Source organism: Microbacterium sp. (genome assembly GCF_048259935.1).
GTDB lineage: Bacteria > Actinomycetota > Actinomycetes > Actinomycetales > Microbacteriaceae > Microbacterium.
In genome coordinates this window covers 169,552-191,976 of sequence record NZ_JBLXHF010000004.1, presented here as the reverse complement: position 1 = coordinate 191,976, position 22,425 = coordinate 169,552, and the positions used below count along the sequence as shown (strand labels likewise).

At 65.9% G+C, this 22,425-nt stretch carries 18 protein-coding genes; 12 read left to right on the top strand and 6 right to left on the bottom strand.

Annotation, left to right across the window (positions count from 1 at the left end; genetic code table 11):
• Window positions 1–52 precede the first annotated feature (52 nt).
• Window positions 53–3,970 (bottom strand): ATP-dependent RNA helicase HrpA, encoded by a 3,918-nt coding sequence (gene hrpA, locus ACN0RC_RS08785; protein WP_417510835.1) that lies wholly within the window; start codon window positions 3,968–3,970, stop codon window positions 53–55.
• Window positions 3,971–3,994: 24 nt separating this feature from the next.
• Between hrpA and ACN0RC_RS08780 the strand changes: the two genes are divergently transcribed.
• The 3 genes from ACN0RC_RS08780 to ACN0RC_RS08770 all read left to right on the top strand — a co-directional run bounded on the left by ACN0RC_RS08780 (window position 3,995) and on the right by ACN0RC_RS08770 (window position 7,380).
• Window positions 3,995–4,831, top strand: coding sequence for an aldo/keto reductase (locus tag ACN0RC_RS08780; RefSeq protein WP_417510833.1), 837 nt, complete (start codon window positions 3,995–3,997; stop codon window positions 4,829–4,831).
• Window positions 4,832–4,923: 92 nt separating this feature from the next.
• Window positions 4,924–5,490, top strand: a complete 567-nt coding sequence (gene msuE / locus ACN0RC_RS08775) for an FMN reductase (RefSeq protein ID WP_417510831.1) — start codon at window positions 4,924–4,926, stop codon at window positions 5,488–5,490.
• Between the two features lie 87 nt (window positions 5,491–5,577).
• Complete coding sequence (locus tag ACN0RC_RS08770; protein ID WP_417510829.1) at window positions 5,578–7,380, top strand: thioredoxin domain-containing protein; 1,803 nt, start codon at window positions 5,578–5,580, stop codon at window positions 7,378–7,380.
• A 14-nt stretch (window positions 7,381–7,394) separates the two neighbouring features.
• On the opposite strand, the gene ACN0RC_RS08765 is transcribed toward ACN0RC_RS08770, so the two are convergent.
• On the bottom strand, window positions 7,395–7,844 hold the full coding sequence (locus tag ACN0RC_RS08765; RefSeq protein ID WP_417510827.1) for a hypothetical protein: 450 nt from the start codon (window positions 7,842–7,844) through the stop codon (window positions 7,395–7,397).
• A 112-nt stretch (window positions 7,845–7,956) separates the two neighbouring features.
• On the opposite strand from ACN0RC_RS08765, the gene ACN0RC_RS08760 reads away from it, so the two are divergent.
• A complete protein-coding gene (locus ACN0RC_RS08760) occupies window positions 7,957–9,414 on the top strand; it encodes a DUF222 domain-containing protein (protein ID WP_417510825.1) in 1,458 nt (485 codons plus the stop codon).
• 145 nt (window positions 9,415–9,559) lie between these two features.
• Here ACN0RC_RS08760 and ACN0RC_RS08755 read toward each other — a convergent pair whose 3' ends face one another.
• A complete protein-coding gene (locus ACN0RC_RS08755) occupies window positions 9,560–11,110 on the bottom strand; it encodes a dolichyl-phosphate-mannose--protein mannosyltransferase (RefSeq protein ID WP_417510823.1) in 1,551 nt (516 codons plus the stop codon).
• Between the two features lie 35 nt (window positions 11,111–11,145).
• On the opposite strand from ACN0RC_RS08755, the gene rsmI reads away from it, so the two are divergent.
• The 8 genes from rsmI (at window position 11,146) to ACN0RC_RS08715 (ending at window position 18,185) form a co-directional block, all read left to right on the top strand.
• Window positions 11,146–11,967, top strand: coding sequence for a 16S rRNA (cytidine(1402)-2'-O)-methyltransferase (gene rsmI, locus ACN0RC_RS08750; RefSeq protein WP_417510821.1), 822 nt, complete (start codon window positions 11,146–11,148; stop codon window positions 11,965–11,967).
• A 66-nt stretch (window positions 11,968–12,033) separates the two neighbouring features.
• Window positions 12,034–13,611: a methionine--tRNA ligase gene (metG, locus tag ACN0RC_RS08745; protein ID WP_417510819.1), complete on the top strand. Its 1,578-nt coding sequence runs from the start codon at window positions 12,034–12,036 to the stop codon at window positions 13,609–13,611.
• Window positions 13,608–14,495, top strand: a complete 888-nt coding sequence (locus ACN0RC_RS08740) for a TatD family hydrolase (protein ID WP_417510817.1) — start codon at window positions 13,608–13,610, stop codon at window positions 14,493–14,495. Before metG ends, ACN0RC_RS08740 begins: the two co-directional genes overlap by 4 nt.
• A 63-nt stretch (window positions 14,496–14,558) precedes the next feature.
• The gene (locus ACN0RC_RS08735) at window positions 14,559–14,816 is read left to right on the top strand and encodes a type II toxin-antitoxin system Phd/YefM family antitoxin (RefSeq protein WP_417510815.1); all 258 of its coding nucleotides are present in this window, start codon (window positions 14,559–14,561) and stop codon (window positions 14,814–14,816) included.
• Window positions 14,813–15,256, top strand: coding sequence for a type II toxin-antitoxin system VapC family toxin (locus ACN0RC_RS08730; protein WP_417510814.1), 444 nt, complete (start codon window positions 14,813–14,815; stop codon window positions 15,254–15,256). The genes ACN0RC_RS08735 and ACN0RC_RS08730 overlap by 4 nt, the downstream gene beginning before the upstream one ends.
• Before the next feature lie 43 nt (window positions 15,257–15,299).
• Window positions 15,300–16,148, top strand: coding sequence for a 16S rRNA (adenine(1518)-N(6)/adenine(1519)-N(6))-dimethyltransferase RsmA (rsmA, locus tag ACN0RC_RS08725; RefSeq protein WP_417510812.1), 849 nt, complete (start codon window positions 15,300–15,302; stop codon window positions 16,146–16,148).
• A gap of 9 nt (window positions 16,149–16,157) precedes the next feature.
• A complete protein-coding gene (mgrA, locus tag ACN0RC_RS08720) occupies window positions 16,158–17,225 on the top strand; it encodes an L-glyceraldehyde 3-phosphate reductase (protein WP_417510810.1) in 1,068 nt (355 codons plus the stop codon).
• Window positions 17,226–17,249: 24 nt separating this feature from the next.
• Window positions 17,250–18,185, top strand: coding sequence for a 4-(cytidine 5'-diphospho)-2-C-methyl-D-erythritol kinase (locus ACN0RC_RS08715; protein ID WP_417510808.1), 936 nt, complete (start codon window positions 17,250–17,252; stop codon window positions 18,183–18,185).
• Window positions 18,186–18,257: 72 nt separating this feature from the next.
• On the opposite strand, the gene mmsB is transcribed toward ACN0RC_RS08715, so the two are convergent.
• The 3 genes from mmsB to chvE all read right to left on the bottom strand — a co-directional run bounded on the left by mmsB (window position 18,258) and on the right by chvE (window position 22,267).
• On the bottom strand, window positions 18,258–19,481 hold the full coding sequence (gene mmsB, locus ACN0RC_RS08710; RefSeq protein WP_417510806.1) for a multiple monosaccharide ABC transporter permease: 1,224 nt from the start codon (window positions 19,479–19,481) through the stop codon (window positions 18,258–18,260).
• Window positions 19,478–21,031 carry a multiple monosaccharide ABC transporter ATP-binding protein gene (mmsA, locus tag ACN0RC_RS08705; protein ID WP_417510804.1) on the bottom strand — a complete coding sequence of 518 codons (1,554 nt, stop codon included), beginning with the start codon at window positions 21,029–21,031 and terminating at the stop codon, window positions 19,478–19,480. The genes mmsB and mmsA overlap by 4 nt, the downstream gene beginning before the upstream one ends.
• Window positions 21,032–21,118: 87 nt before the next feature.
• Window positions 21,119–22,267 (bottom strand): multiple monosaccharide ABC transporter substrate-binding protein, encoded by a 1,149-nt coding sequence (chvE, locus tag ACN0RC_RS08700; RefSeq protein WP_417510802.1) that lies wholly within the window; start codon window positions 22,265–22,267, stop codon window positions 21,119–21,121.
• Window positions 22,268–22,425: the final 158 nt, after the last annotated feature.

Sequence of the window (22,425 nt, the reverse complement as noted above, 5' to 3'; positions counted from 1 at the left end):
GACAGGCTCAGGGGTCGAAGGCTCAGGGGTCGAAGGCTCAGGGGTCGAAGGCTCAGCCGCCCTTGAGCGCCTTCGCGATTCGTTGCGGCGATACCGGCTGCGCGGTGCCGAGGCGCTGCGCGAAGATGCTGACGCGGAACTCCTCCAGCAGCCAGCGCGTCTCAACCAGCTCCGGTGTTGCGTCCGCGGAGAGCGGCGTCGTGCCGCCGGCATCCGCGAACGATTGCGCGGCGCGCTCGTACTCCGTCATCCGGGTTCGGTCCTTGCCCGGCTCGTTCGCGAGGGTCTTCAGGCGATCGAGCATCCCGTCCAGATACCGGGAAAAGTGCGCAAGGCGCGCCGTGCCCGCTGCAGCGATGAAACCCGGATGCAGAAGAGCGCTGAGTTGGGATCGCACATCGTTGAGCGGGCCGAGCAGGGCGAGAGAATTCTGTGACTTGATACCGCGTTCGACCTCACGAGACTTCGTCAGGATGCGCGCGATCAGAGAGACGGTCTGAAAGAGCTCGTCGACGAGCGTCGAGCTCACCGCGTTTCGGACCTGCTCGTATTCGGCCTTGGTGCGGACAGCGTGAGCCGGCAGCGCCGCGGTCACGACAGCGCGACGGGCATCTTCGATAAGAGCTGCCACCGAGGGATACGGTGACGCGGCGAGCGCCAGCTTCTCCGGCGAGGTGAGGTGCTCCTGCACGTAGGACGCGGGGGAGGGGACGTTCAGCAGCACCATTCGCAGGATGCCGTCGCGGGTGGCGCGCTCCGCGGCATCCGCTGTCGCCTCGAGCCGCACCGAAACGCTCTTTCCGCGGTCGATGATCGCGGGGTATCCGCGCACGACTCCGCCGGCGACCTTCGTGTCGAGGACGGCGGGAAGATCATCGAAGGTCCAGTCCGTGAGCCCGTCCTGTTCGATCGACGTGCGAACGGATGCCGCGGCCACCGCGCTCACGTGGGCTGCAGGCCCGGTCTTGGTGGGCCGTGAGATGGAACGGGCGACACTTGCCCGCGCGCGGTCGGAGAGCGAGCGCTGCAGTTCGCCCAGGGCGCGCGCGGAGCCCGCCACGCGACCGCGCTCATCGACTGCGCGGAAGTTCATCTGCAGGTGTCCTGGCACGCGCTCATCGTCGAAGTCGGCAGCGGAGACCGGCTGGTTCGCGAGCGGCTGGATGAGCCGGGCGAGAGCCTCCTTCAGCGATCGCTCCGGTCGTCCCTCGTGGCCTTCCGGACCCTGGGCGGCGAGCTCCTCGCCGAACTTCTCGGCCCAGTCTGCGGCGGGAACGACATGTCGCCGGATGGTCTTGGGCAGTGCGCGCAGGAGCGCCGTGACCAGGTCTGCGCGCAGCCCTGGCACCTGCCAGTCGAAGCCGCGATCCTCGATCTGAGCGAGCAGCGCGAGCGGAACCACGACGCTCACACCGTCATCGGGCGCCCCCGGTTCGAACCGATAGGCGAGACCGAGCACCTGATCGCCCTGCGCCCAGCGGGTGGGGAACTCGTTCTGATCAGCGCGACCCTTCGACAAGCTCAAGGACCGGTCATCAAGCATGTCGCTCTCGCGCATGACGAGCAGTTTCGGCGTCTTCTCGAGCGCTTCACGCCACCACTTCTCGAACGAGCGTACGTCGAAGACATCCGCAGGGATGCGCTCGTCGTAGAAGCGGAAGATCTCTTCGTCACCGGCGAGAATGTCGCGTCGCCGCTCCCGCTCCTCGAGCTTCTCGAGCCGCTTGCGCAGTTCGCCGTTGCTGCGCCAGAACGCGCTGACGCGCTTGTCGATCCGGCCAGGGTCCCACTCGCCCTCCACGAGCGCGTGGCGCACGAACAGCTCTCGTGCGGCCGCGCGGTCGATGCGCGCGAACTGGATGCGCCGGCGGGCGATGATCTCGACGCCGAAGAGCGTCACCTTCTCGTAGGCGACGGCGGCGCCGGCATCCTTCGACCAGTGCGGCTCGGTGACCTGGCGTTTGGCGAGGTCACCGGCGAGAGCCTCTGCCCACGCGGGGTCGATCGCCGCGACAGTGCGAGCGAACGTGCGCGACGTCTCGACGACTTCGGCCGCCATCACCGCGCGGGGGCTCTGCTTGCGAAGGCCCGACCCGGGAAAGATCGAGAAGCGGATGCCGCGGGCACCGCGATATTCGGCGATCCGGCGCTTCGGATCCTTCTGGCTCTTGGACTGGCCCTTCGCAGGCGTCTTGGAATTGCGCTCGTCGAGGATGCCGATCTGCGAGAGCAGGCCCGCCAGGAGCGAGCGGTGGATCGCGTCAGGGTCGGCGGCGCCCGACCGCTTCTGCGAGCCCGTCTTCGCAAGAGACTTCAACTGGCGATGCACGTCGAACCACTCGCGCACCCGGACGTAGTTCAGATGCTCCGACCGGCACAGCCGCCGGAACGCGCTGGAACCGAGCTCACGCTGCTGCTCGCGCAGGTGATTCCAGAGGTTCAGGATCGCGAGGAAGTCGCTGGTCGGGTCGGTGAAGCGCGCGTGCATGCGGTCTGCGGCATCCCGCACAGCCTGCGGAGCATCCTGGGAAGGGCGCTCGCGAACATCCTGAATCGTCATTCCCGAGACGATCGCGAGCACTTCGTCGACGACACCTGCCCGCTGCGATTCCAGCAGCATCCGGGCAAAGCGAGGGTCGATCGGCATGCGCGAGATGTCACGGCCGATCTTGGTGAGGCGGGTGCCATCGACAGCCCCGAGCTCGGTGAGCAGATCGAAGGCGGCTTTCACTCCGCGCGAATCGGGCGGGGTGAGGAAGGGGAAGGCGGTGATGTCGCCGAATCCGAGCGACAGCATCTGCAAGACGACCGAAGCGAGAGAGGTGCGCAGGATCTCGGGTTCGGTGAACTCCGCTCTCTTCTCGAAGTCCTCTTCCGAGTACAGGCGGATCGCAATGCCATCGCTGGTGCGGCCTGCGCGTCCGGAGCGCTGATTCGCGGAGGCCTGCGAGACCGCCTCGATCGGCAGCCGCTGCACCTTCGAGCGGTTGCTGTAGCGCGAGATGCGGGCGGTGCCGGTATCGATGACGTACTTGATGCCGGGGACGGTGAGGCTGGTCTCGGCCACGTTCGTGGCGAGGACGACGCGGCGGCGGACGCCGGCGACCTTGCTCTTCTCGAAGACACGGTGCTGCTCGGCGGCAGAGAGCCGTCCGTACAGCGGCAGCACCTCCACCGGTGCCTTCGTGGACGTGTAGGCCGCACGGACAGCATCCGCGGCATCCCGGATCTCCGTCTCGCCCGGGAGGAACACGAGCACGTCGCCGGGCGCCTCTCGATCGAGCTCGCGAAGGGCTGCGACGATCGCGGAGACCTCGTCTTCCGCATCCGCCTCTTCCTCTTCGGACGGCCCTCGGTACCGGATTTCGACCGGATACGTCCTCCCCGACACCTCGATGACGGGGGCGGGTGCCGGGTCGGTCCCTGAGCCTGTCGAAGAGCCGGCGAAGTGCTTCGCGAAGCTCACCGGATCGATCGTCGCCGAGGTGATGATGACCTTGAGGTCCGGGCGCTCTGGCAAGATGCGGGTGAGGTAGCCGAGCAGGAAGTCGACGTTGAGGGAGCGTTCGTGCGCCTCGTCGATGATGATCGTGTCGTAGCGGCGCAGGAGCCGGTCGCGGTGGATCTCGTTGAGCAGGATGCCGTCGGTCATCAGCGCAATCCGGGTCTCTGCCGACACCTGATCGGTGAAGCGCACCTTGTAGCCGACGAGCCCGCCGAGCTCGACCTGCAGCTCTTCCGCGACGCGCTCGGCGATCGTCCGTGCGGCGAGGCGCCGGGGCTGGGTGTGCGCGATGCTCGTGCGGCCGAGCTCGAGGCAGATCTTGGGCAGCTGCGTGGTCTTGCCCGATCCGGTGGCACCGGCGATGACGACGACCTGGTTGTCACGGATGGCATCGGCGATCTCCTCCCGCGCTGCGCTGACGGGCAGCTCCGGGGGGTAGGTGATGACGGGATCGGCGGAAGACATAGCCCTCCATCGTAAGCTGGTCGCATGACGATTCCTACGATCACACTCAATGACGGCCATTCGATTCCTCAGCTCGGCTACGGCGTCTTCAAGGTGGATCCGGAGACGACGGAGAAGGCCGTCAGCGAGGCGCTGGAGGCGGGTTATCGTCACATCGACACTGCCGCGATCTACGGCAACGAAGAGGGCGTGGGCGCGGCGATCGCGAAGAGCGGCATCGACCGCTCTGAGCTCTTCATCACCACCAAGCTCTGGAACGATCGTCACGACGGCGACGAGCCGAACAAGGCGATCGCCGAGAGCCTCGACAAGCTCGGCCTCGAGCAGGTCGACCTGTACCTCGTGCACTGGCCGACGCCCGCCAAGGACAACTACGTCCACGCGTTCGCGAAGCTCATCGAACTGCGCGAGCAGGGGCACACCCGCAGCATCGGCGTCTCGAACTTCCTCGTACCGCACCTCGAGCGCGTGGTCGCCGAGACCGGCGTCACCCCCGCGGTGAACCAGATCGAACTGCACCCCGCGTACCAGCAGCGCGAGGTCGTCGCGTGGTCTGCTGACCACGGCATCCAGATCGAATCCTGGGGTCCGCTCGGCCAGGGCAAGTACGACCTGTTCGGTACGCCGGCTGTCGCCGACGCGGCAGCTGCGCACGGCAAGACGCCCGCGCAGGTCGTGCTGGGTTGGCACCTGCAGAAGGGCACGATCGTCTTCCCGAAGTCGGTGCACGCCGAGCGTCTGCGTCAGAACCTCGATGTCTTCGACTTCACGCTCACCGGCGCAGAGCTCGCTGCGATCGACGCCATCGACCCGCTGGATGGATCCGGTCGCGTCGGATCGCACCCCGAAGACGTCAACTGAGTCCTCGAATATCCAAGACATCGCATTGCGTTCGATGACGCCCCGTGTCACTCCTCGTGCCACGGGGCGTCATCGCCGCTAGCGTCGTCATCATGTCCGCTCCCTTCCGCATCGTCGCCGTCTCTGGCTCGCTCCACGAGCCCAGCAAGACGACAGCCCTGGTCCGCGCGATCGCAGACGCTGTCTCCGCACGTGCAGAGGCCAGCGTTCAGCTCATCGAACTCACCACCATCGGGCCGTCGCTCGCGGGGGCGCTGCGCAGAGAAGATCTGCAGCCGTTCATCGAGGAGCAGCTGGTCGCCATCGAAGATGCCGACCTGCTGATCGTCGGCAGCCCGGTTTACCGCGCATCGTTCACGGGATTGTTCAAGCACCTGTTCGACTTCGTCGGCCAGTACGCGCTCGTCGGCAAGCCCGTGCTACTGGCCGCTACCGGCGGAGGAGAACGGCACGCGCTGATCATCGAGCACCAGCTGCGACCTCTGTTCGCGTTCTTCCAGGCGCTCACTCTGCCGGTCGGCGTCTACGCGAGCAACACGGACTTCGATGGATACGTGATCAACTCCGAGGTTCTGGCGGCGCGCGTCGCGCTCGCCGCAGACCGCGCGCTGCCCCTGGTCGGGTATGCCGCATCGCGATCGGTAGAACTCCTGGTCTGAGACCTCAACCCTGCAAAACCACGCCGAGACCGCAGCGAATCGCTGCGGTCTCGGCGTGGTTTTGCAGTCTCGGCGTAGCGTGAGGTCATGACCAATCGCCTCGCTGACACGCTCAGCCCGTACTTACGGGCGCACGCCGATAACCCCGTCGACTGGTGGCCGTGGGGTGCGGATGCTTTCGCCGAGGCCCAGCGACGCGGGGTGCCGCTGCTCATCTCGATCGGCTATTCGACGTGTCACTGGTGCCATGTCATGGCAAGGGAGTCGTTCTCGTCTCCCGAGACCGCAGCCCTCATCAACGCGAACTTCGTCGCAATCAAGGTCGACCGCGAGGAGCATCCGGATGTCGACGGTGCGTACATGGCCGCGGCTTCCGCGTTCACGCAGAACCTGGGCTGGCCGCTGACCGTGTTCGCGACGCCGCAGGGGCGCACGTTCTACGCGGGGACCTACTGGCCGCCGCAGGCACAGGGGCAGATGCCGGCCTTCGGTGACGTACTCGCCGCGGTGCAGGAGGCATGGACGCTGCGACGCGAGCAGGCCGTCGAGTCGGCGGATGCCGTCGCCGAAGCGCTTGCGGCGTCCGCTGTCGTCACGCCTTCGGAGCTGCCGCCGGTTGCAGCATTGACTGCCGCTGCGGATTCGATCGCCGCGCGAGAGGACAGGATGTTCGGCGGCTTCGGCGGGGCACCGAAGTTCCCGGTGGCGACGACCCTCGGGTATCTGCAGCGGCCGCTGGTGCGCCGTGAGACACCGGATGCTGCGGCCGCAGCCGACCGTGCGCTCACAGCCATGGCGGCATCCGCCCTGCGTGATGAGGATGGCGGGTTCTTCCGGTACGCCACCCAGCGTGACTGGACAGTGCCGCACTACGAGCGGATGCTGACCGACAACGCACAGCTGCTCGAGGTCGCTCTCAGCGCGGGGGATGAGCGGACCGCAAGGGGGATCGTGGCCTTTCTGCTGAATGTGCTGCGCCGAGATGGCGGCGGCTTCGGCGCGGCACAGGACTCGGAATCGGTGATCGACGGACAGCGGAGTGAGGGCGGCTATTATCTGCGGTCGCGGGCAGAGCGCGCAGATCTTGAGGCGCCAGCGGTCGACGGCAAGGTGATCACCGCGTGGAACGGTCTGGCGATCACCGCGCTCGCGCGGGCTGGTGCGTTCTGGGGAGAGTCAGCGTGGGTATCTGCGGCGGAGGATGCGGCGCAGTTCGTGCTTCGCGTGAACCGGTCACTCGAGGGGGCGCTGGTGCGCTCTTCGCTCGACGGAGTCGCTTCATCGGCGGTTGCGACGCTGGCTGATCTCGGGCTGTTCGCTGAAGGATTGCTGGCGCTCGCCGCAGCCACGGGCGATGCATCATGGGCGGTGCGGGGACGGGAGATTCTGGACCAGGCCCTGTCGGGTGGCGCGCAGCCTGACCCGGTGCTGGCGGCACAGGGCGTGGCGTCTGCGCCCGACAGCACGGACGGAGATCTTCCGTCGGGAGCATCCGCCATAGCTATCGCCGCGCTCTCCGTATGGCGCTTTGGCGGGGGAGACCGGTACCGCACCGCCGCCGAGGAGCAGGTGCGGCGGTATGCGGCATCCGCTCTGCAGCATCCGTTCGGGCACGGTTCGCTACTCGGGATCGCGGCCGGGCTCGCAGAGCCTCCGCGACAGGTCGTGATCGTCACGGACGACCGCGACGGCGCGCTGGCGGTGGCGGGCCGCAGGGCCGACGCAGACGTCAGCGCCGTGGTGACGCCCGCTCAGGCCCAGGAATTCGAGGATGCCGGCTTCGAGCTGTTCGCCGGAAAGTCGGCCACCGCGGAGCTCGCCTACGACTGCCGCGCCTTCGTCTGCCGACTGCCTGTGGCGGATGCCCAGGAGCTGACGCGGGAGCGCTGAAGCCGCTGCGCTGACTACGGTGCCGTTGTGCGTGAACGCTGTGCGCGTTTCGCCTGGTGAATCGACCCGCGCACATCGAGCACCGCGCAGCTCAAGCTGTACTCGTCGATCAGTCGCCAGTCAATCAACTGCGTCGTGAGGTCATCGGCGAATCGCAGCTGGACGCCGCGATCGATCCGGTCGGGCAGCAGCCATGAGTCGGAGACGTAGATGCCTAGCGCGTACAGCAGGTCGTCAGCGAACATCGTTCGCGCGAAGGCGTTGTCCGGTGCGATCTCTCGTTCGAGCTTGAGCAGCGCGAGGTCGCCATTGGTGAGGATGCGATGCCCCTCGGCTTCCATGCAGTGGCGCAGGTGCTCTTCTGCTGTGACGATTCGTCGTCGGCGCAGCCCCGTCTTCTCTTTGATCTGCGCGTTGAGGAAGGCCGTCAGGATCTCGTCGATGTGGGGTCGTTGCGTGTTCATGCGTACATCATCGTTATGGCCACGGACATCGCGCGAAAATTCTTCTGAATTATGCGCTGATCGCCACTAAATCGAGAGTTGAATGTCGGTGGCTCCCTGTTGGATAGAGGATATGAACAGCGTTGTCGCTCAGCTGAGAGAGATCGAGGAGAACCTCGATTCAGCGGTGTGCGATGCCTTCGCCGAAGAGGCGATCCCCGCGCTGTCGACGGCTGAGATCGCCGAGGTGCTGGCGGTAACCGGGCGCATTCAGCGGCGGCTTGAGGGCGTCCAGATCGAGGCGACCGCGCAAGTGAGCGAGCGGTCCGGGGCGATGCGCGACGACAAGATGACGGTGGCCTATGGCTGCTCTCGACCGGCTGATCTTGTGCGGATGCTCACCGGAGCCGACTCGCGTCAGGCGACGCAACTCGTGAAGGCAGCGGGGCGCGTCCGGCGTGAGCGCAGCTTCACCGAGGGGTCTTTCCTGCCGGCGCGCTACCAGGCGCTGCGCGAGGCCGTGCTCGCGGGGGATCTTGGCCTTGCCGGGCTGATTGCGGCCACTGATCCGATCGAGCGATCGGCCCGACGCATAAGCGACGAGGCCCGCATCGCGGCAGACAGGCAGCTCGCCCACTTCGCCCGCGGCGTCGATCCTGATGCCGCCGAGGCAGACGCACCGCGTCCGCTGCCGTATCCAGAGGATCTCCGCGTGCTATCCCGGGTGCTGGTGGCCTACATCGACCCCGACGGAGCAGAGCCGATCGACGACATCGCGATGCGCGGTCGCTCCTTCACGATCGGACGAGTCGGCAACGACGGCCTGACGCACGTACGCGGCGGGCTGTTGCCCGAGGTTGCCGGTCAGCTCGGGCTACTGCTAGACAGCCTCCTCAACCCGCGCGTCGACGGCGCGGAGAACCTCGACCGCACGGGGGTGCGATTCGAACCATCCGAAGACGCCGCCACAGATGACTCCGCCGCGGCAGGCCTCGCCGCCGAAGACCCACGCACCAGAACCCAGAAGCAGCACGATGCGCTTGCGTCGATTCTGAACACCGCGGCACGCACCGACCTGTTTCCACACCTCGGCGGCGCGGCGCCGACGCTCGTCGTCGCGACCACCGCCGAGGATTATGCGCGGGGAGCCGGCTGGGCCCAGGTGGCGAGCACCGGCGACCTGGTTCCGCAGCGCGTCGCCGTGCAGACGGCGTGTGCCGGCGGCATCCAGCGGGTGCTGTTCGACGACAACGGCCGCATCGTGTCAATCGGCACGACAGCGCGCCTCTTCAACGCACTGCAGCGTCGAGCAATCGCCCTGCGCGATGGCGGATGCATTGTGCCCGGCTTCACGATCAGTGCGACCTGGTGCGAGGTGCATCACGTCGACGAGCACGCTGATGGCGGACCCACACATACCGACAACGGCGTGTTGTTGTGCTGGTTCCACCATCGCACCCTGCATCTGACCGAATGGGTGATCCGGATGAACCGAGGCATTCCCGAAGTGCGCGGCCCCGCGTGGTGGGACCCTCACCAGCAGTGGCATCGCACGCGAAGTCCCCACCGAAGGCGTTCCGTTCCGGGGTGATGGTGGTCAGGTGCGAACGCCGTGTGCGGTCAGCGCGTTGCGCAGAGCGGATGCTTCGCTGAACAGACGCAGCGTAGATACTTCGGGTCGGTTGTCGGCGCTGATAACCAGCACAAACCATCTCGCATCGCACGTTCGCAGGCGCTCAGACCCAGGTGGGCATCCAATTGTGGATGAGCCAGAACTCATACGGCACGCTCATGCCGGTCCAGACCGGGTAGTAGAACGCCGAGACGAGCACCACGACGACGAGGAAGACGGTCACGGTGCGCTCGCCGGCCTGCCGCCGGTACAGCGGATCCTCACGTCGACCCGCGATATCGCGCAGCGCGAGAACGAGCGCGAGCACGAGGAACGGCACCATCACAACCGTGTAGAACTGGAAGATCGTGCGCTCGGGGTACAGCAGCCACGGCACGTAGGTGACACCGATTCCGACGAGCGGCAGTCCGTAGGTCCACGGCATCGGGCGGCGCTCGATGAGACCGAGCACGAACCGGTACAGCAGGTAGATCGCGCTCGCGACCCCGGCGTACCAGATCAGCGGATTCGGCACAGTCGAGATCACCGACATGCAGTGGTCGGTGCCACAGGCACCGTCACCGCCCACCCATACCGCGGTGGGCCGGATGAGCAGCGGCCACTCCCACGCCGGGCTCGCATAAGGGTGTCCCGAATCGAGACCCACGTGGAAGGCATAGATCGCTTCGTGGTACTTCCACAGCGCCACGAACGGGGTCGCATCCGACTGTCGGTCATAGCCGCCGGCGGTGACGAGCCACCCCGTCCACGTCACCAGGTAGGTCACGACGGCCACCGGCACCAGCAGCACGAACGAGACGACGCCCTGGCGGGCAACAGCATCCATCGGCCAATACGCCACACCCGCACGACGTCGAGCGAGTGCGTCGGTGACGACGAGATAGATGCCGAAACCTGCCAGCGCATACAGGCCCGACCACTTCACGGCTGTCGCAGCGCCCAGCGCGACGCCAGCCGCCACCACCCACGGACGACGCCAGATGATCGGTCCCCACAGCAGCTCGCGGTCGTCGGGGGCGGCATATTCCACGAGTGGAATGGAACGCCTCCGATCGATCAGGATGAAGAAGAACCCGAGCAGGACGAAGAACGTCAGGATGCCGTCGAGCAGCCCTATCCGGCTCATGACGATGCTCAGGCCGTCGATCGCGATCAGCAGGCCCGCCACACTCGCCGCGACGATCGAGCGGGTCAGCTCCTTCGCGACGAAGTACACCAGCAGCACGGTCGCCGTGCCGATGAGAGCGATCATCAATCGCCACGCCGCACTGTTGCCGGCGCCGAAGAGCCCCATCCCGAGTGCGATGATCCACTTGCCGAGCGGCGGATGCACAACGAAGCTGCCCGACGTGCCGAGCGTGCTCGTGTCACCTGTCAAGAATGCTTGGTTCGCGCCGTCGCCCCAGGTGCCCTCGTAACCGAGCAGCCACAGCGACCAGGCGTCTTTGACGTAGTACGTCTCGTCGAACGCGAGGGTGTGCGGGTGGGCGAGGTTCGCCAGACGCAGCACGGCCGCGAGCGCGGTGATCACCAGCGGTGCGAGCCAGGAGATGACGCGACGCCACTCCGGATCGAGCAGAAGGCGGTCGCGCAAGGTGCCCCACGCGGTCAGGCGCTCCGCAGGAGCAGGGAGCAGGGGTGCAGGTGCGGACACGGCATAAGCCTACGGCGCGCGCCTAAGCTGAACGGGTGATCATCCTCGCGGCGACCCCGATCGGCAACCTCGGCGACGCATCCAAGCGTCTGATCGAGGTGCTCGAGAACGCGGAGATCGTGGCGGCCGAAGACACCCGCACTACTCAGCGGCTGCTACGGGCGCTCGCAATTGAGAACCGTCCGCGCCTGATCGCTCTGCACGATCACAACGAGAAGCACAAGGCCGCCGAGCTTGCCGCGCTCGCAGCGGAGCAAGACATCGTCGTCGTCAGCGACGCGGGGACGCCGGCGGTCAGTGACCCCGGATACGGACTGGTCGCCGCTGCCGTAGAAGCGGGCGTCACCGTGACCGCGATCCCCGGACCGAGTGCGGTCATCATGGCACTCGCCATCTCGGGGATGCCGACCGATCGATTCACCTTCGAGGGATTCCTGCCGCGCAAACCGGGGGAGCGGCGCACAACCCTCGGAAAGCTGGCATCCGAGCCTCGCACCATGATCTTCTTCGAATCTCCCTCGCGTCTGGCCTCGTCGCTCGCCGACATGGGCACCGCCTTCGGAGACACCCGCCGCATCGCCGTCTGCCGCGAGCTCACCAAGTTCTATGAAGAGGTGCGCCGGGGCACAGCATCCGAACTCGTGGAGTGGGCCGACGCCGGTGTCAAGGGCGAGATCGTCGTGGTCGTCGAGGGCGCAGCCCCCGTCGCGGCATCCGCGGAGGATGCCGGAGCACAGGTGCAATCGCTCGTCGAGGGTGGGATGCGGCTGAAGGAAGCCTGCGCCGAAGTCGCCGCTGCGACGGGTCTGAGCTCCCGCGATCTCTACCAGCAGGCACTCGCCGCGCGCTCCCGCTGAGCGGTGCCGGAGCCGTCGTCGACACGCGAGCGGATAGTCGCAGCATCCCGGCCTAGAATTGACCGCATGCCCGCTGGCGAATCTTTTTACATCACCACGCCCATCTACTACCCCTCTGATGTTCCGCACATCGGACACGGGTACACATCGGTGGCGGTCGACACGCTCGCGCGTTGGCACCGCCAGGGCGGCGATGACACCTGGATGCTGACCGGCACCGACGAGCACGGGCAGAAGATGCTACGCGCCGCGGCCGCGAACAACGTCACGCCGCAGGAATGGGTCGACAAGCTCGTCACGGAGAGCTGGTTCCCGCTGCTCGAGACGCTCGACGTCGCAAACGACGACTTCATCCGCACCACGCAGGAGCGGCACGAGAAGAACGTGCAGGTGTTCTTCCAGCGCCTGTACGACTCGGGCTACATCTACGCCGGCGAATACGAGGCGCTCTACTGTGTGGGCTGTGAGGAGTTCAAGCCGGAGTCGGAGATCGTGGACGGCACCGGACCCTTCGAGGGCCTGAAGGTCTGCGCGATCCACTCCAAGCCGCTCGAGCTGCTGCAGGAGAAGAACTACTTCTTCAAGCTCAGCGAGTTCCAGGACCGCCTGCTCGAGCTCTACAAGACCGAGCCCGACTTCGTGCGCCCGCACTCCGCGCGCAACGAGGTCGTCTCGTTCGTCTCGCAGGGGCTGAAGGATCTCTCGATCTCGCGCTCGACGTTCGACTGGGGCATTCCGCTGCCGTGGGACGAGTCGCACGTCATCTACGTGTGGGTGGACGCACTGCTGAACTATGTCACCGCAGTCGGGTACGGCTCCGACGAGGAGACGTTCGAGCGCCGCTGGCCCGCGTACCATGTGGTGGGCAAGGACATCCTGCGCTTCCACGCCGTCATCTGGCCCGCACTGCTGATGGCTGCCGGCCTCGACGTCCCCAAGGGCGTCTTCGCGCATGGCTGGCTGCTCGTCGGCGGCGAGAAGATGTCCAAGTCGAAGCTCACCGGTATCGCTCCGACCGAGATCACCGACGTGTTCGGCTCTGACGCCTACCGCTTCTACTTCCTCTCGGCGATCGCTTTCGGCCAGGACGGCTCCTTCAGCTGGGAAGACCTCGCGGCCCGTTACCAGGCGGAGCTCGCCAATGGCTTCGGCAACCTCGCATCTCGCACGATCGCGATGATCGAGAAGTACTTCGACGGTGTGGTTCCTGCACCGGCGGAGTACACCGACCAGGACCTCGCGATCCAGAAGATCGTGGCGGATGCCGCGACCGCGGCCGACGCCTGGATGGAGCAGTTCCGCATCGACGAGGCGATCTCGTCGATCTGGACGATCGTGGACGCGCTGAACGGCTACATCACCGAGAACGAGCCGTGGGCGCTTGCACGCGACGAGGACAAGCGTGCTCGCCTCGGCACAGTGCTGTACACGTGCGCCGAGGGTCTGCGTGCGCTTGCCGTGCTGCTGTCGCCGGTCATGCCGCAGTCGACTGAGAAGCTGTGGTCGGCGCTCGGCGCAGCCGAGGCTCTGGGCGCACTGCAGGAGCAGCCGATCCGTGAAGCCGGCAACTGGGGTGGGCTCGCTGCGGGCACCGCAGTTCAGGCGCTTGCACCGCTGTTCCCCCGTGTGGAGAGCCAGGCTTGACCGAAAACCCCAGCCAGTACGTCCGGGAGCGGAAGGCGGAGGGCCGCAAGGACCTCCGCTATCCCGCGGCTCCCGAGCCGCTGACCGTGCCCGTGTACGACAACCACGCGCATCTGGAGATCCTCGACGGCGACGAGCCGCTTTCACTGAAGGAGCAGCTCGACCGCGCCGAAGCGGTCGGCATCCTGGGCGTCGTGCAAGCGTCGGGTGATATCGAGTCGTCCCGCTGGGCGGTGGATGCCGCCTCCGCCGATTCTCGTGTGCTCGCCGCTGTCGCGATTCACCCTAATGACGCACCCGTCTATGCCGAGGCGGGCCAGCTCGACCACGCGATCAGCGTGATCGATGAGCTCGCCGCCCACCCGCGCACGCGGGCGATCGGAGAAACAGGACTGGACTTCTTCCGCACCGGACCCGAGGGTCACGCGGCGCAGTTCGAGGCGTTCGAAGCGCACATCGTCCTGGCCAAGAAGCACGGCGTCGCGATGCAGATTCACGACCGGGATGCTCACGAGGCTGTGCTCGAGACTCTCGCCCGTGTCGGCGCGCCCGAGAAGACCGTGTTCCACTGCTTTTCCGGCGACGACGCCATGGCCAGGGTCTGCGCGGACGCCGGCTATTACCTGTCCTTCGCCGGCAACGTCACGTTCAAGAACGCGCAGAACCTGCGCGATGCGCTGCACGTCACCCCGCGCGACCGCATCCTCGTCGAAACGGATGCTCCGTTCCTCACCCCCGTGCCGCTGCGCGGTCGGCCGAACGCGCCGTACCTGATTCCGCATACGCTGCGGTTCATGGCCGCCGAGCTCGATCTGGGCGTCGATGAGCTCACGGCGCAGATCGCCGCGAACACTATCGAGGTCTACGGCGCCTTCGCGGATTGATGTCCTCTGTCCCCATGTAGTCTCGAGCGAGTAAACTTGTGACTACAACGGTTGGGGTGAATCATGACGCGAATCGGCATTCGGGAACTCAAGGCGCAACTGAGCGCCCAAGTGAAGTCGGCGAGCGCAGGTGAGCGTGTGCTCATCACCGATCGGGGCGCGGTAGTCGCCCAGCTCGTTCCCGCTGAAGGCGAGGCGATACTGCAGCGCCTCATCGATGAAGGCGTTGCGATGCCTCCGGCCCACCATGTTCGCAGGACTCCTCATCCGCGTCAGATCTCCGGCACGGTCAGCGATCTGGTCTCTGAGCAGCGAGATTGATCGTCTACCTGGATACTTCGGCGCTCCTGCCGCTGGTGATCGCCGAACCTGGATCCGCGGTATCGAAGCGGTTATGGACGGATGCTCACGAAGTTATAAGCACACGCCTGCTCGTCGTCGAGACTGCTGCAGCGCTTGCCCAAAGCGAACGGGTCGGGCGAACTACGGCAGCTATGCTGAGCGATCTGCTGGAAGAGGCACAGCTGATCGCTGCCGACGTCACCCTGCTGGATGTGTCGACAACGGTGATCAGTCGTGCGGCTGAGCTGGCAGTAACACGTGGTCTGCGCGGATATGGCGCCGTGCACCTGGCAACGGCCACTTTGATTCGAGCAAGCAATGTCGTGTTCGCTTCGGGTGACCAGCGCCTGCTCACTGCTGCCGCAGAGGAGGGATTCGCCACCGTGGATACGAGCGGCCGCCCGAACCCTGCTTCCTGAACGTTCAGACGGGCCTTGGGGGGACATGGGGGACAATGGCAGGATGACCGTTACGCTGCTCGGCGCCACCGAGATCCGCCGTCTTGCCGCCGAGCTCGACGTCACCCCCACCAAGAAGCTCGGACAGAACTTCGTCGTCGATGCCAACACTGTGCGCAAGATCGTGCACGTCGGCCGTGTGCAGCCAGGGGAGCGGGTGGTCGAGGTCGGGCCGGGCCTGGGCTCCCTCACCCTTGCGATCCTCGAGACCGGGGCATCTGTCACCGCGGTCGAGATCGACCACCGCCTGGCCGCACGGCTCGCGCAGACGGCTGCGGATCACGGTGTGCCGTCCGATGCCCTCACCGTCGTCGACGCGGATGCGCTGCGCGTCACCGAGCTTCCTGGCGACCCGACGGTACTGGTCGCGAATCTGCCCTACAACGTCTCAGTCCCGGTGCTGCTGCACTTCATGGAGACGTTCCCGAACCTGCAACGCGGCGTCGTGATGGTGCAGGCCGAGGTCGGCGAGCGCCTCGCAGCCCCTCCTGGCAGCAAGGTGTACGGCGCCCCCAGTGTCAAAGCGGCCTGGTACGGTCCGTGGCGACTGGCTGGCAACGTGTCACGGCAGGTGTTCTGGCCGGTGCCGAACATCGACAGTGTTCTCGTCGCCTTCGAGCGCGACGCGCAGCCACGCGGCAGCGAGGAGCTGCGCAAGGCGACCTTCCGCATCGTCGACGCGGCCTTCCAGCAACGTCGCAAGATGCTGCGTCAGGCGCTGTCCGTCGTGCTCGGCGGTACGGCAGCCGAAGCATCCGCGGTCCTCGAGAAGGCGGGCGTCGCGCCGACCGCACGGGGCGAGCAGCTGACGGTGGATGACTTCGTGAGAATCGCCGAGGCGCTGGACGGCTAATCTGGAGGCGTGACTGAGACGCCGCGCTTCCCCACAGACATCGCCGAGCTCCACCGCCCGTATGCGGCGAAGGAGGACAGGTACAAGAACTTCGAGTACCGCCAGGTCGGCACGTCCGGTCTGTATCTGCCGCCGATCTCACTCGGACTCTGGTGGAACTTCGGCGACAACATCCCGCTCGACAACCAGCGCAGGCTGCTGCGCCACGCGTTCGACAGCGGCATCACGCACTTCGATCTGGCCAACAACTACGGACCTCCCTACGGCTCGGCCGAGAAGAACTTCGGCCGCATCTTCGCCGAGGACTTCCGCCCGTACCGCGATGAGCTGATCATCTCGTCCAAGGCCGGATACGACATGTGGCCCGGTCCGTATGGCAACTTCGGCAGCCGCAAGTATCTGCTCGCGAGCGCCGAGAAGTCGCTTACCTCGATGGGGCTCGACTACGTCGACATCTTCTACTCGCACCGCGCCGATCCCGTGACTCCGCTCGAGGAGACCATCGGGGCCCTTGACACCCTCGTGCGCCAGGGCAAGGCGCTCTACGTCGGCATCTCCTCATACAGCGCAGAGCGCACGGCCCAGGCCGCCGAAATCGCGCGCGAGCTCGGTACGCCGCTCGTGATCCACCAGCCCTCCTATTCGATCCTCAACCGCTGGGTCGAGGGCGGTCTCACCGACGCGCTTCGCACCGAGGGCATGGGCGCGATCGCGTTCACACCGCTGGCGCAGGGCCTCCTGACGGACAAGTATCTCGCCGACGGCACGGCAGAGCGCGCGCAGAAGCGCGGCTCCATCTCCGACCGGCCGCTGTCGGACGAGGGGCTCGGTATCCTGCGCGGCCTCAACGAGATCGCGAAGGAACGCGGCCAGTCGCTGGCGCAGCTGGCGCTGCTGTGGACGCTGCGCGACCCGGTGGTCACCTCGGCGCTGATCGGTGCTTCCCGTCCGGAGCAGCTCGATGAGAACATTGCGGCGCTCGAGGGGCCTGCGCTCACCGACGATGAGCTCGCTCGCATCGACGCCCTCTCCGACGGCATCGACGTGAACCTCTGGGCCACATCCTCCGCTCTGTGACCTGCCGACTGATCTGAGCCCCTCATGAGCCTCGCCGCGTTCCCGGGATCGGTGCACGTGCGTGCCCCGGGCAAGATCAACGTCTATCTCGGTGTCGGCGGACGGCACGATGACGGCTATCACGCTCTGGCGACCGTGTTCCAGGCGGTGTCGCTCTACGAAGATGTGATCGCAACGGCGAGCGACGAGTTCACGCTGAGCGTGTCGGGTGTCGAAGACACATCCGCCGTGCCGCTCGATGACCGCAACCTCGCGATGCGGGCGGCCAAGATGCTGGCGGCAGCAACGGGGTACGAGGGCGGTGTGCACCTGGAGATCCGCAAGAGCGTACCGGTCGCGGGAGGCATGGGGGGAGGGTCAGCGGATGCCGCGGCCGCTCTCGTCGCCTGCGACGCGCTCTGGGGCACAGGTCTTCACCCTCCACGGATGCACGAGCTCGCAGCGAGGTTGGGGGCGGACGTGCCGTTCGCGCTGCACGGCGGAACCGCCGTCGGCACAGGACGCGGCGATCAGCTCAATCCGGCACTCGCGCACGGCCGGTTCGACTGGGTGCTCGTCACCAGCGAAGAAGGCCTGTCGACGCCCGCGATCTATGCGCGACTGGACACGCACCGTTCCCAGTCGGGAGCGCTCGCGGATGATCCGCCGATGTCCCTGGACGTGCCGATCCCGGTGCTGCAGGCGCTGCGAGCAGGGGAGCCGCGCTCGCTCGCCGCATCCATGTTCAACGATCTCGAGGTGCCGGCGCTCTTGGAGCGCCCGTCTCTGGACGGCGTCATCAAGGCAGGGCTCAGCGCGGGAGCGCTCAGCGGCATCGTCTCGGGCTCGGGTCCGACGGTCGCATTCCTCTGCGAGAGCCCGGAGAGCGCGCACTACGTGCAGAGCGAGCTCATGGATGCGGGGCACGCAGCCCTGCACGTGCATGGACCGGTGTCGGGCGCCCGCATCATCACCGCGTGAGATCTCTCACCGACACGAAGAGGGAGGTCAGCGCGCGCGTGGCGCTCTGACCTCCCTCTTCGATCTCGCAGCTCAGCGCACGGTACCCGCGCGGCGCTTGTTGTAGATGTCGAAGGCAACGGCCAGAAGCAGAACGAGGCCCTTGACGATCTGCTGACTGGACTGCGGCACGCCCATCAGCTGCATGCCGTTCGTCATGACGGCCATCACGAGGCCACCGACCAGCGCGCCTCCGACACGACCGACGCCGCCCATCGTCGATGCGCCACCGATGAAACAGGCCGCGATCACGTCGAGCTCGAACATGTTGCCCATACCGGGCTGCGCGCCGTTGGAGCGCGAGGAGAACACTGCAGCGGCGATACCCGTCAGGAAGCCCATGTTCACGAAGATCCAGAAGTTCACGCTGCGCACGTTGACACCAGACAGACGAGCAGCCGACAGGTTGCCGCCCACGGCGTAGACGTGGCGACCGAAGACCGTGCGGTTCGCGATCACCTGATAGATCAGGATGAGGACTGCGACGATGATCAGCACGATCGGGAAGCCGCGGTTGTAGGCCAGCGCCCAGGCGAAGGCCAGCAGCACGGCCGAGATCACGACGAGCTTCAGCACGAACAGGGGCATCGACTCCACCGTCTGGTTGTAGCCCTGACGCGTGCGGCGATTGCGCAGCGACGAGACGACGACACCGATCACGGCGAGCACACCGATGACGAGAGTGAAGATGTCGACGGTCTGCACCACGGACTTCAAGCCCTCACCCTGTCCGAGGGTGATCGATCCGAAGATGCCGTCCAGGAAGCCGCTGGCGACCTCGCGGTAAGCGGTCGGGAACGGCGACAGCGACACGTTGTCGAGGACGAGCCAGGTGAGTCCGCGGAACAGCAGCATGCCGGCCAGCGTGACGATGAACGCCGGGATCCCGACGTACGCGACCCAGTACCCCTGCCAGACACCCACCACGATTCCCGTGACGATGGCGGCGAGGACGCCGACCCACCACGGCATACCCATGCGGATGACGAGCACGGCCGAGACGGCCGAGGCGAACGCCAGCACGGAACCTACCGAGAGGTCGATGTGGCCGCCGACGATCACCAGGATCATGCCCAGTGCCATGATCAGGATGTGCGCGTTCTGCAGAACGATGTTCGTGACGTTCTCCGGGCTGAGCAGCGTTCCTCCGGTGAGGATCGTGAACAGCAGGATGATCGCGACGAACGCGATGTAGATACCTGAGGTGCGCAGGTTGTGGGTCAGTAGGTCTTTGACCTCGGTGAACACGTTGTTCATGCCGCGGCCTCCTTCGGGGAAGAGTTTTCAATCGTCATGAGGGACATGAGCGCTTCCTGCGTCGCCTCAGCGATGGGAAGCTGCCCGGTGATTCGGCCGTAGGCGAGGGCGTAGATGCGATCGGAGAGTCCGAGCAGTTCCGGCAGCTCGCTGGAGACCAGGATGACAGCCTTACCGGCTGCCGCGAGCGCATTGATGATCTCGTAGATCTCGTACTTGGCGCCGACGTCGATGCCACGGGTGGGCTCATCGAGGATGAGCACGTCGGGGGCCGTGTAGAGCCACTTCGCCAGGACGACCTTCTGCTGGTTGCCACCGGAGAGGTTTCCGACGATCTGGGCGACCGTGCGCGACTTGATGTTGAGGTCGGTGCGGTATTTCTCCGCGACCTCCACTTCGCGGTTGCCGTCGATGAACGGGCCTGCAGATTTCAGATTGCCCAGGGCCGCAGCAGAGATGTTCGTCTTGATGTCGGTGATCAGGTTGAGACCGTATTCTTTGCGGTCCTCTGAGACGTAGGCGATCCGATTGTCGATGGCGTCCTTCACGGTGCGGGTGGAGATCTCCTTGCCGTGCAGGAAGACCTTGCCCGAGGCATCCCGCCCGTAGCTGCGGCCGAAGACGCTCATCATGAACTCGGTGCGCCCCGCACCCATGAGGCCGGCGATGCCGACGATCTCGCCGGCCCGTACTGATAGCGACGCGTTGTCGACGACGACGCGGTCCTGCTGCGTCGGATGCATCAGGTGCCAGTTCTCGATGCGGAAGATCTCTTCACCGATGACCGGTGTGCGCTCGGGGAAGCGGTTATCCAGTGACCTGCCGACCATGCCGCGGATGATGCGATTCTGTGTGGCATCAGGGCCGTGCATGTCGATCGTCTCGATCGTCTTTCCGTCACGGATGATCGTCGTGGAATCTGCGATGTCGACGATCTCGCCGAGCTTGTGACTGATGATGATGCTCGTGATGCCCTCCTCGCGGAGGCCTCGGAGCAGTCCCAGCAAGTGCTCGGAGTCGGAGTCGTTGAGTGCGGCGGTCGGCTCGTCGAGGATGAGCAGGCGGACGTTCTTCGTCAGCGCCTTGGCGATCTCGACGAGCTGCTGCTTGCCGACGCCGAGCTGACCGACCGGTGTCGTCGGGTTCTCGCGGAGCCCGACGCGCTCCATGAGTGTCGTCGCGCGCGCGTTGGCCTCGTGCCAGTCGATCAGGCCGCGATTGATCACTTCGTTGCCGAGGAAGATGTTCTCGGCGATCGAGAGGTGCGGCACCAGGGCCAGCTCTTGATGGATGATGACGATGCCGGCGTGCTCGGAGTCCTTGATCGCGTTGAACCGCTGCGATTCGCCGTCGAAGATGATCGATCCATCGAATGAGCTGTGCGGATAGACGCCCGACAGCACCTTCATGAGGGTTGATTTTCCGGCGCCGTTCTCGCCGCAGATCGCGTGGATCTCGCCGCGGGCGACGGTCAGAGTGACGTCATCGAGCACCTTGACGCCGGGGAAGTTCTTAGTGATGTTGCGCATCTCGAGGATAGCGTCGGACATCGCAGCTCCTGTCTGTGAAGAGGGTGGCAGCAGTGTGAGGTCCGTCCGCCGGGCGCGAGCCGCGGCGGACGGACGTCACAGTGAGGATCAGCCGGCGACGCCTGCGGCGATCTCGTCCTCGGTCCAGTAGCCGGAGTCGACCAGGAGTGAGGTGATGTTGTCGGCCACGACGATGTCGGACTCGAGCAGGAAGGACGGGACGACCTTCACGCCGTTGTCGTACGTCTCGGTGTCGTTCGCCTCAGGCTCCTCGCCCTTCGCGAACGCGTCCGCGGCAGCGACTGCCTGAGTTGCGAGCTTGCGCGTGTCCTTGAAGATGGTCGCGTACTGCACGCCGTCAGCGATCATCTTCACCGAAGCGATCTCGGCATCCTGACCGGAGACGACCGGCAGGCCGCCTTCGATGGTCGAGCCGTAGCCCGCGTTCTCGAGGGCGGTGATGATGCCGCGCGAGATGCCGTCGTACGGGGCGAGCACGCCGTCGAGCGGCTTCGCGCCACCGTCATAGGTGCTGGTGAGCAGGTCTTCCATGCGCTTCTGGGCGGTTGCCTGGTCCCAGCGCAGCGTCGAGACCGTGTCCATGTCGATCTGGCCCGAGGTGACCGTGATGCGGCCGTCGTCGAAGTACGGCTGCAGGGTGTCGATGGCACCCTCGTAGAAGAACTTCGTGTTGTTGTCATCGGGCGAACCGGCGAAGAGCTCGACTGCCTTGGGGTCAGTTGCGCCGGTGTCCTTGTTGTTCTCGTCGAGGAATCCGAGCCCGCGCAGCAGCGACTGCGCCTGCTGCACGCCGACGGTGTAGTTGTCGAACGTGACGTAGAAGTCGACGTCCTCGGTGCCGTTGATCAGACGGTCGTATGCGATGACCGGGATGCCCTTGCTCGCGGCGTTCTCGAGCTGGGTTGCGAGGGCGGTGCCGTCGATGGATGCGACGATCAGGATGTCGGCACCATTGGTGATCATCTGGTCGAGCTGCTGCTGCTGACGCGGGATGTCGTCGTTCGCGAACTGCAGGTCGACTTCGTAGCCGGCGTCTTCGAGCTGCGACTTGACGGCGTCGCCATCGGCGATCCAGCGCTCGCTTGTCTCGGTCGGCATCGCGACTCCGACGGTGATGTCACTCGCCTCGGCATCGCCGTTGGACTCTGCGGCAGGGCTGCTTGCACAGGCTGCGAGTCCGAAGGCGAGCGCGAAGGCGCCGGTGGTGGCTACGGCGCGCAGGAGGGTTCTGCTCATTGCGTTCTCTCTTCCTTGAAAGGTCGGCGGTCCGAGCTGGGGACCGCTCTGTCTGCTTTCGGACGGCGCTCTCGCGTCTTCCGCTTCCGAAGCATTGCATATTGACGTGCCTGCGGACAAATTATTTTTTTCGATAGCATGGCTGGATCCGATCGACA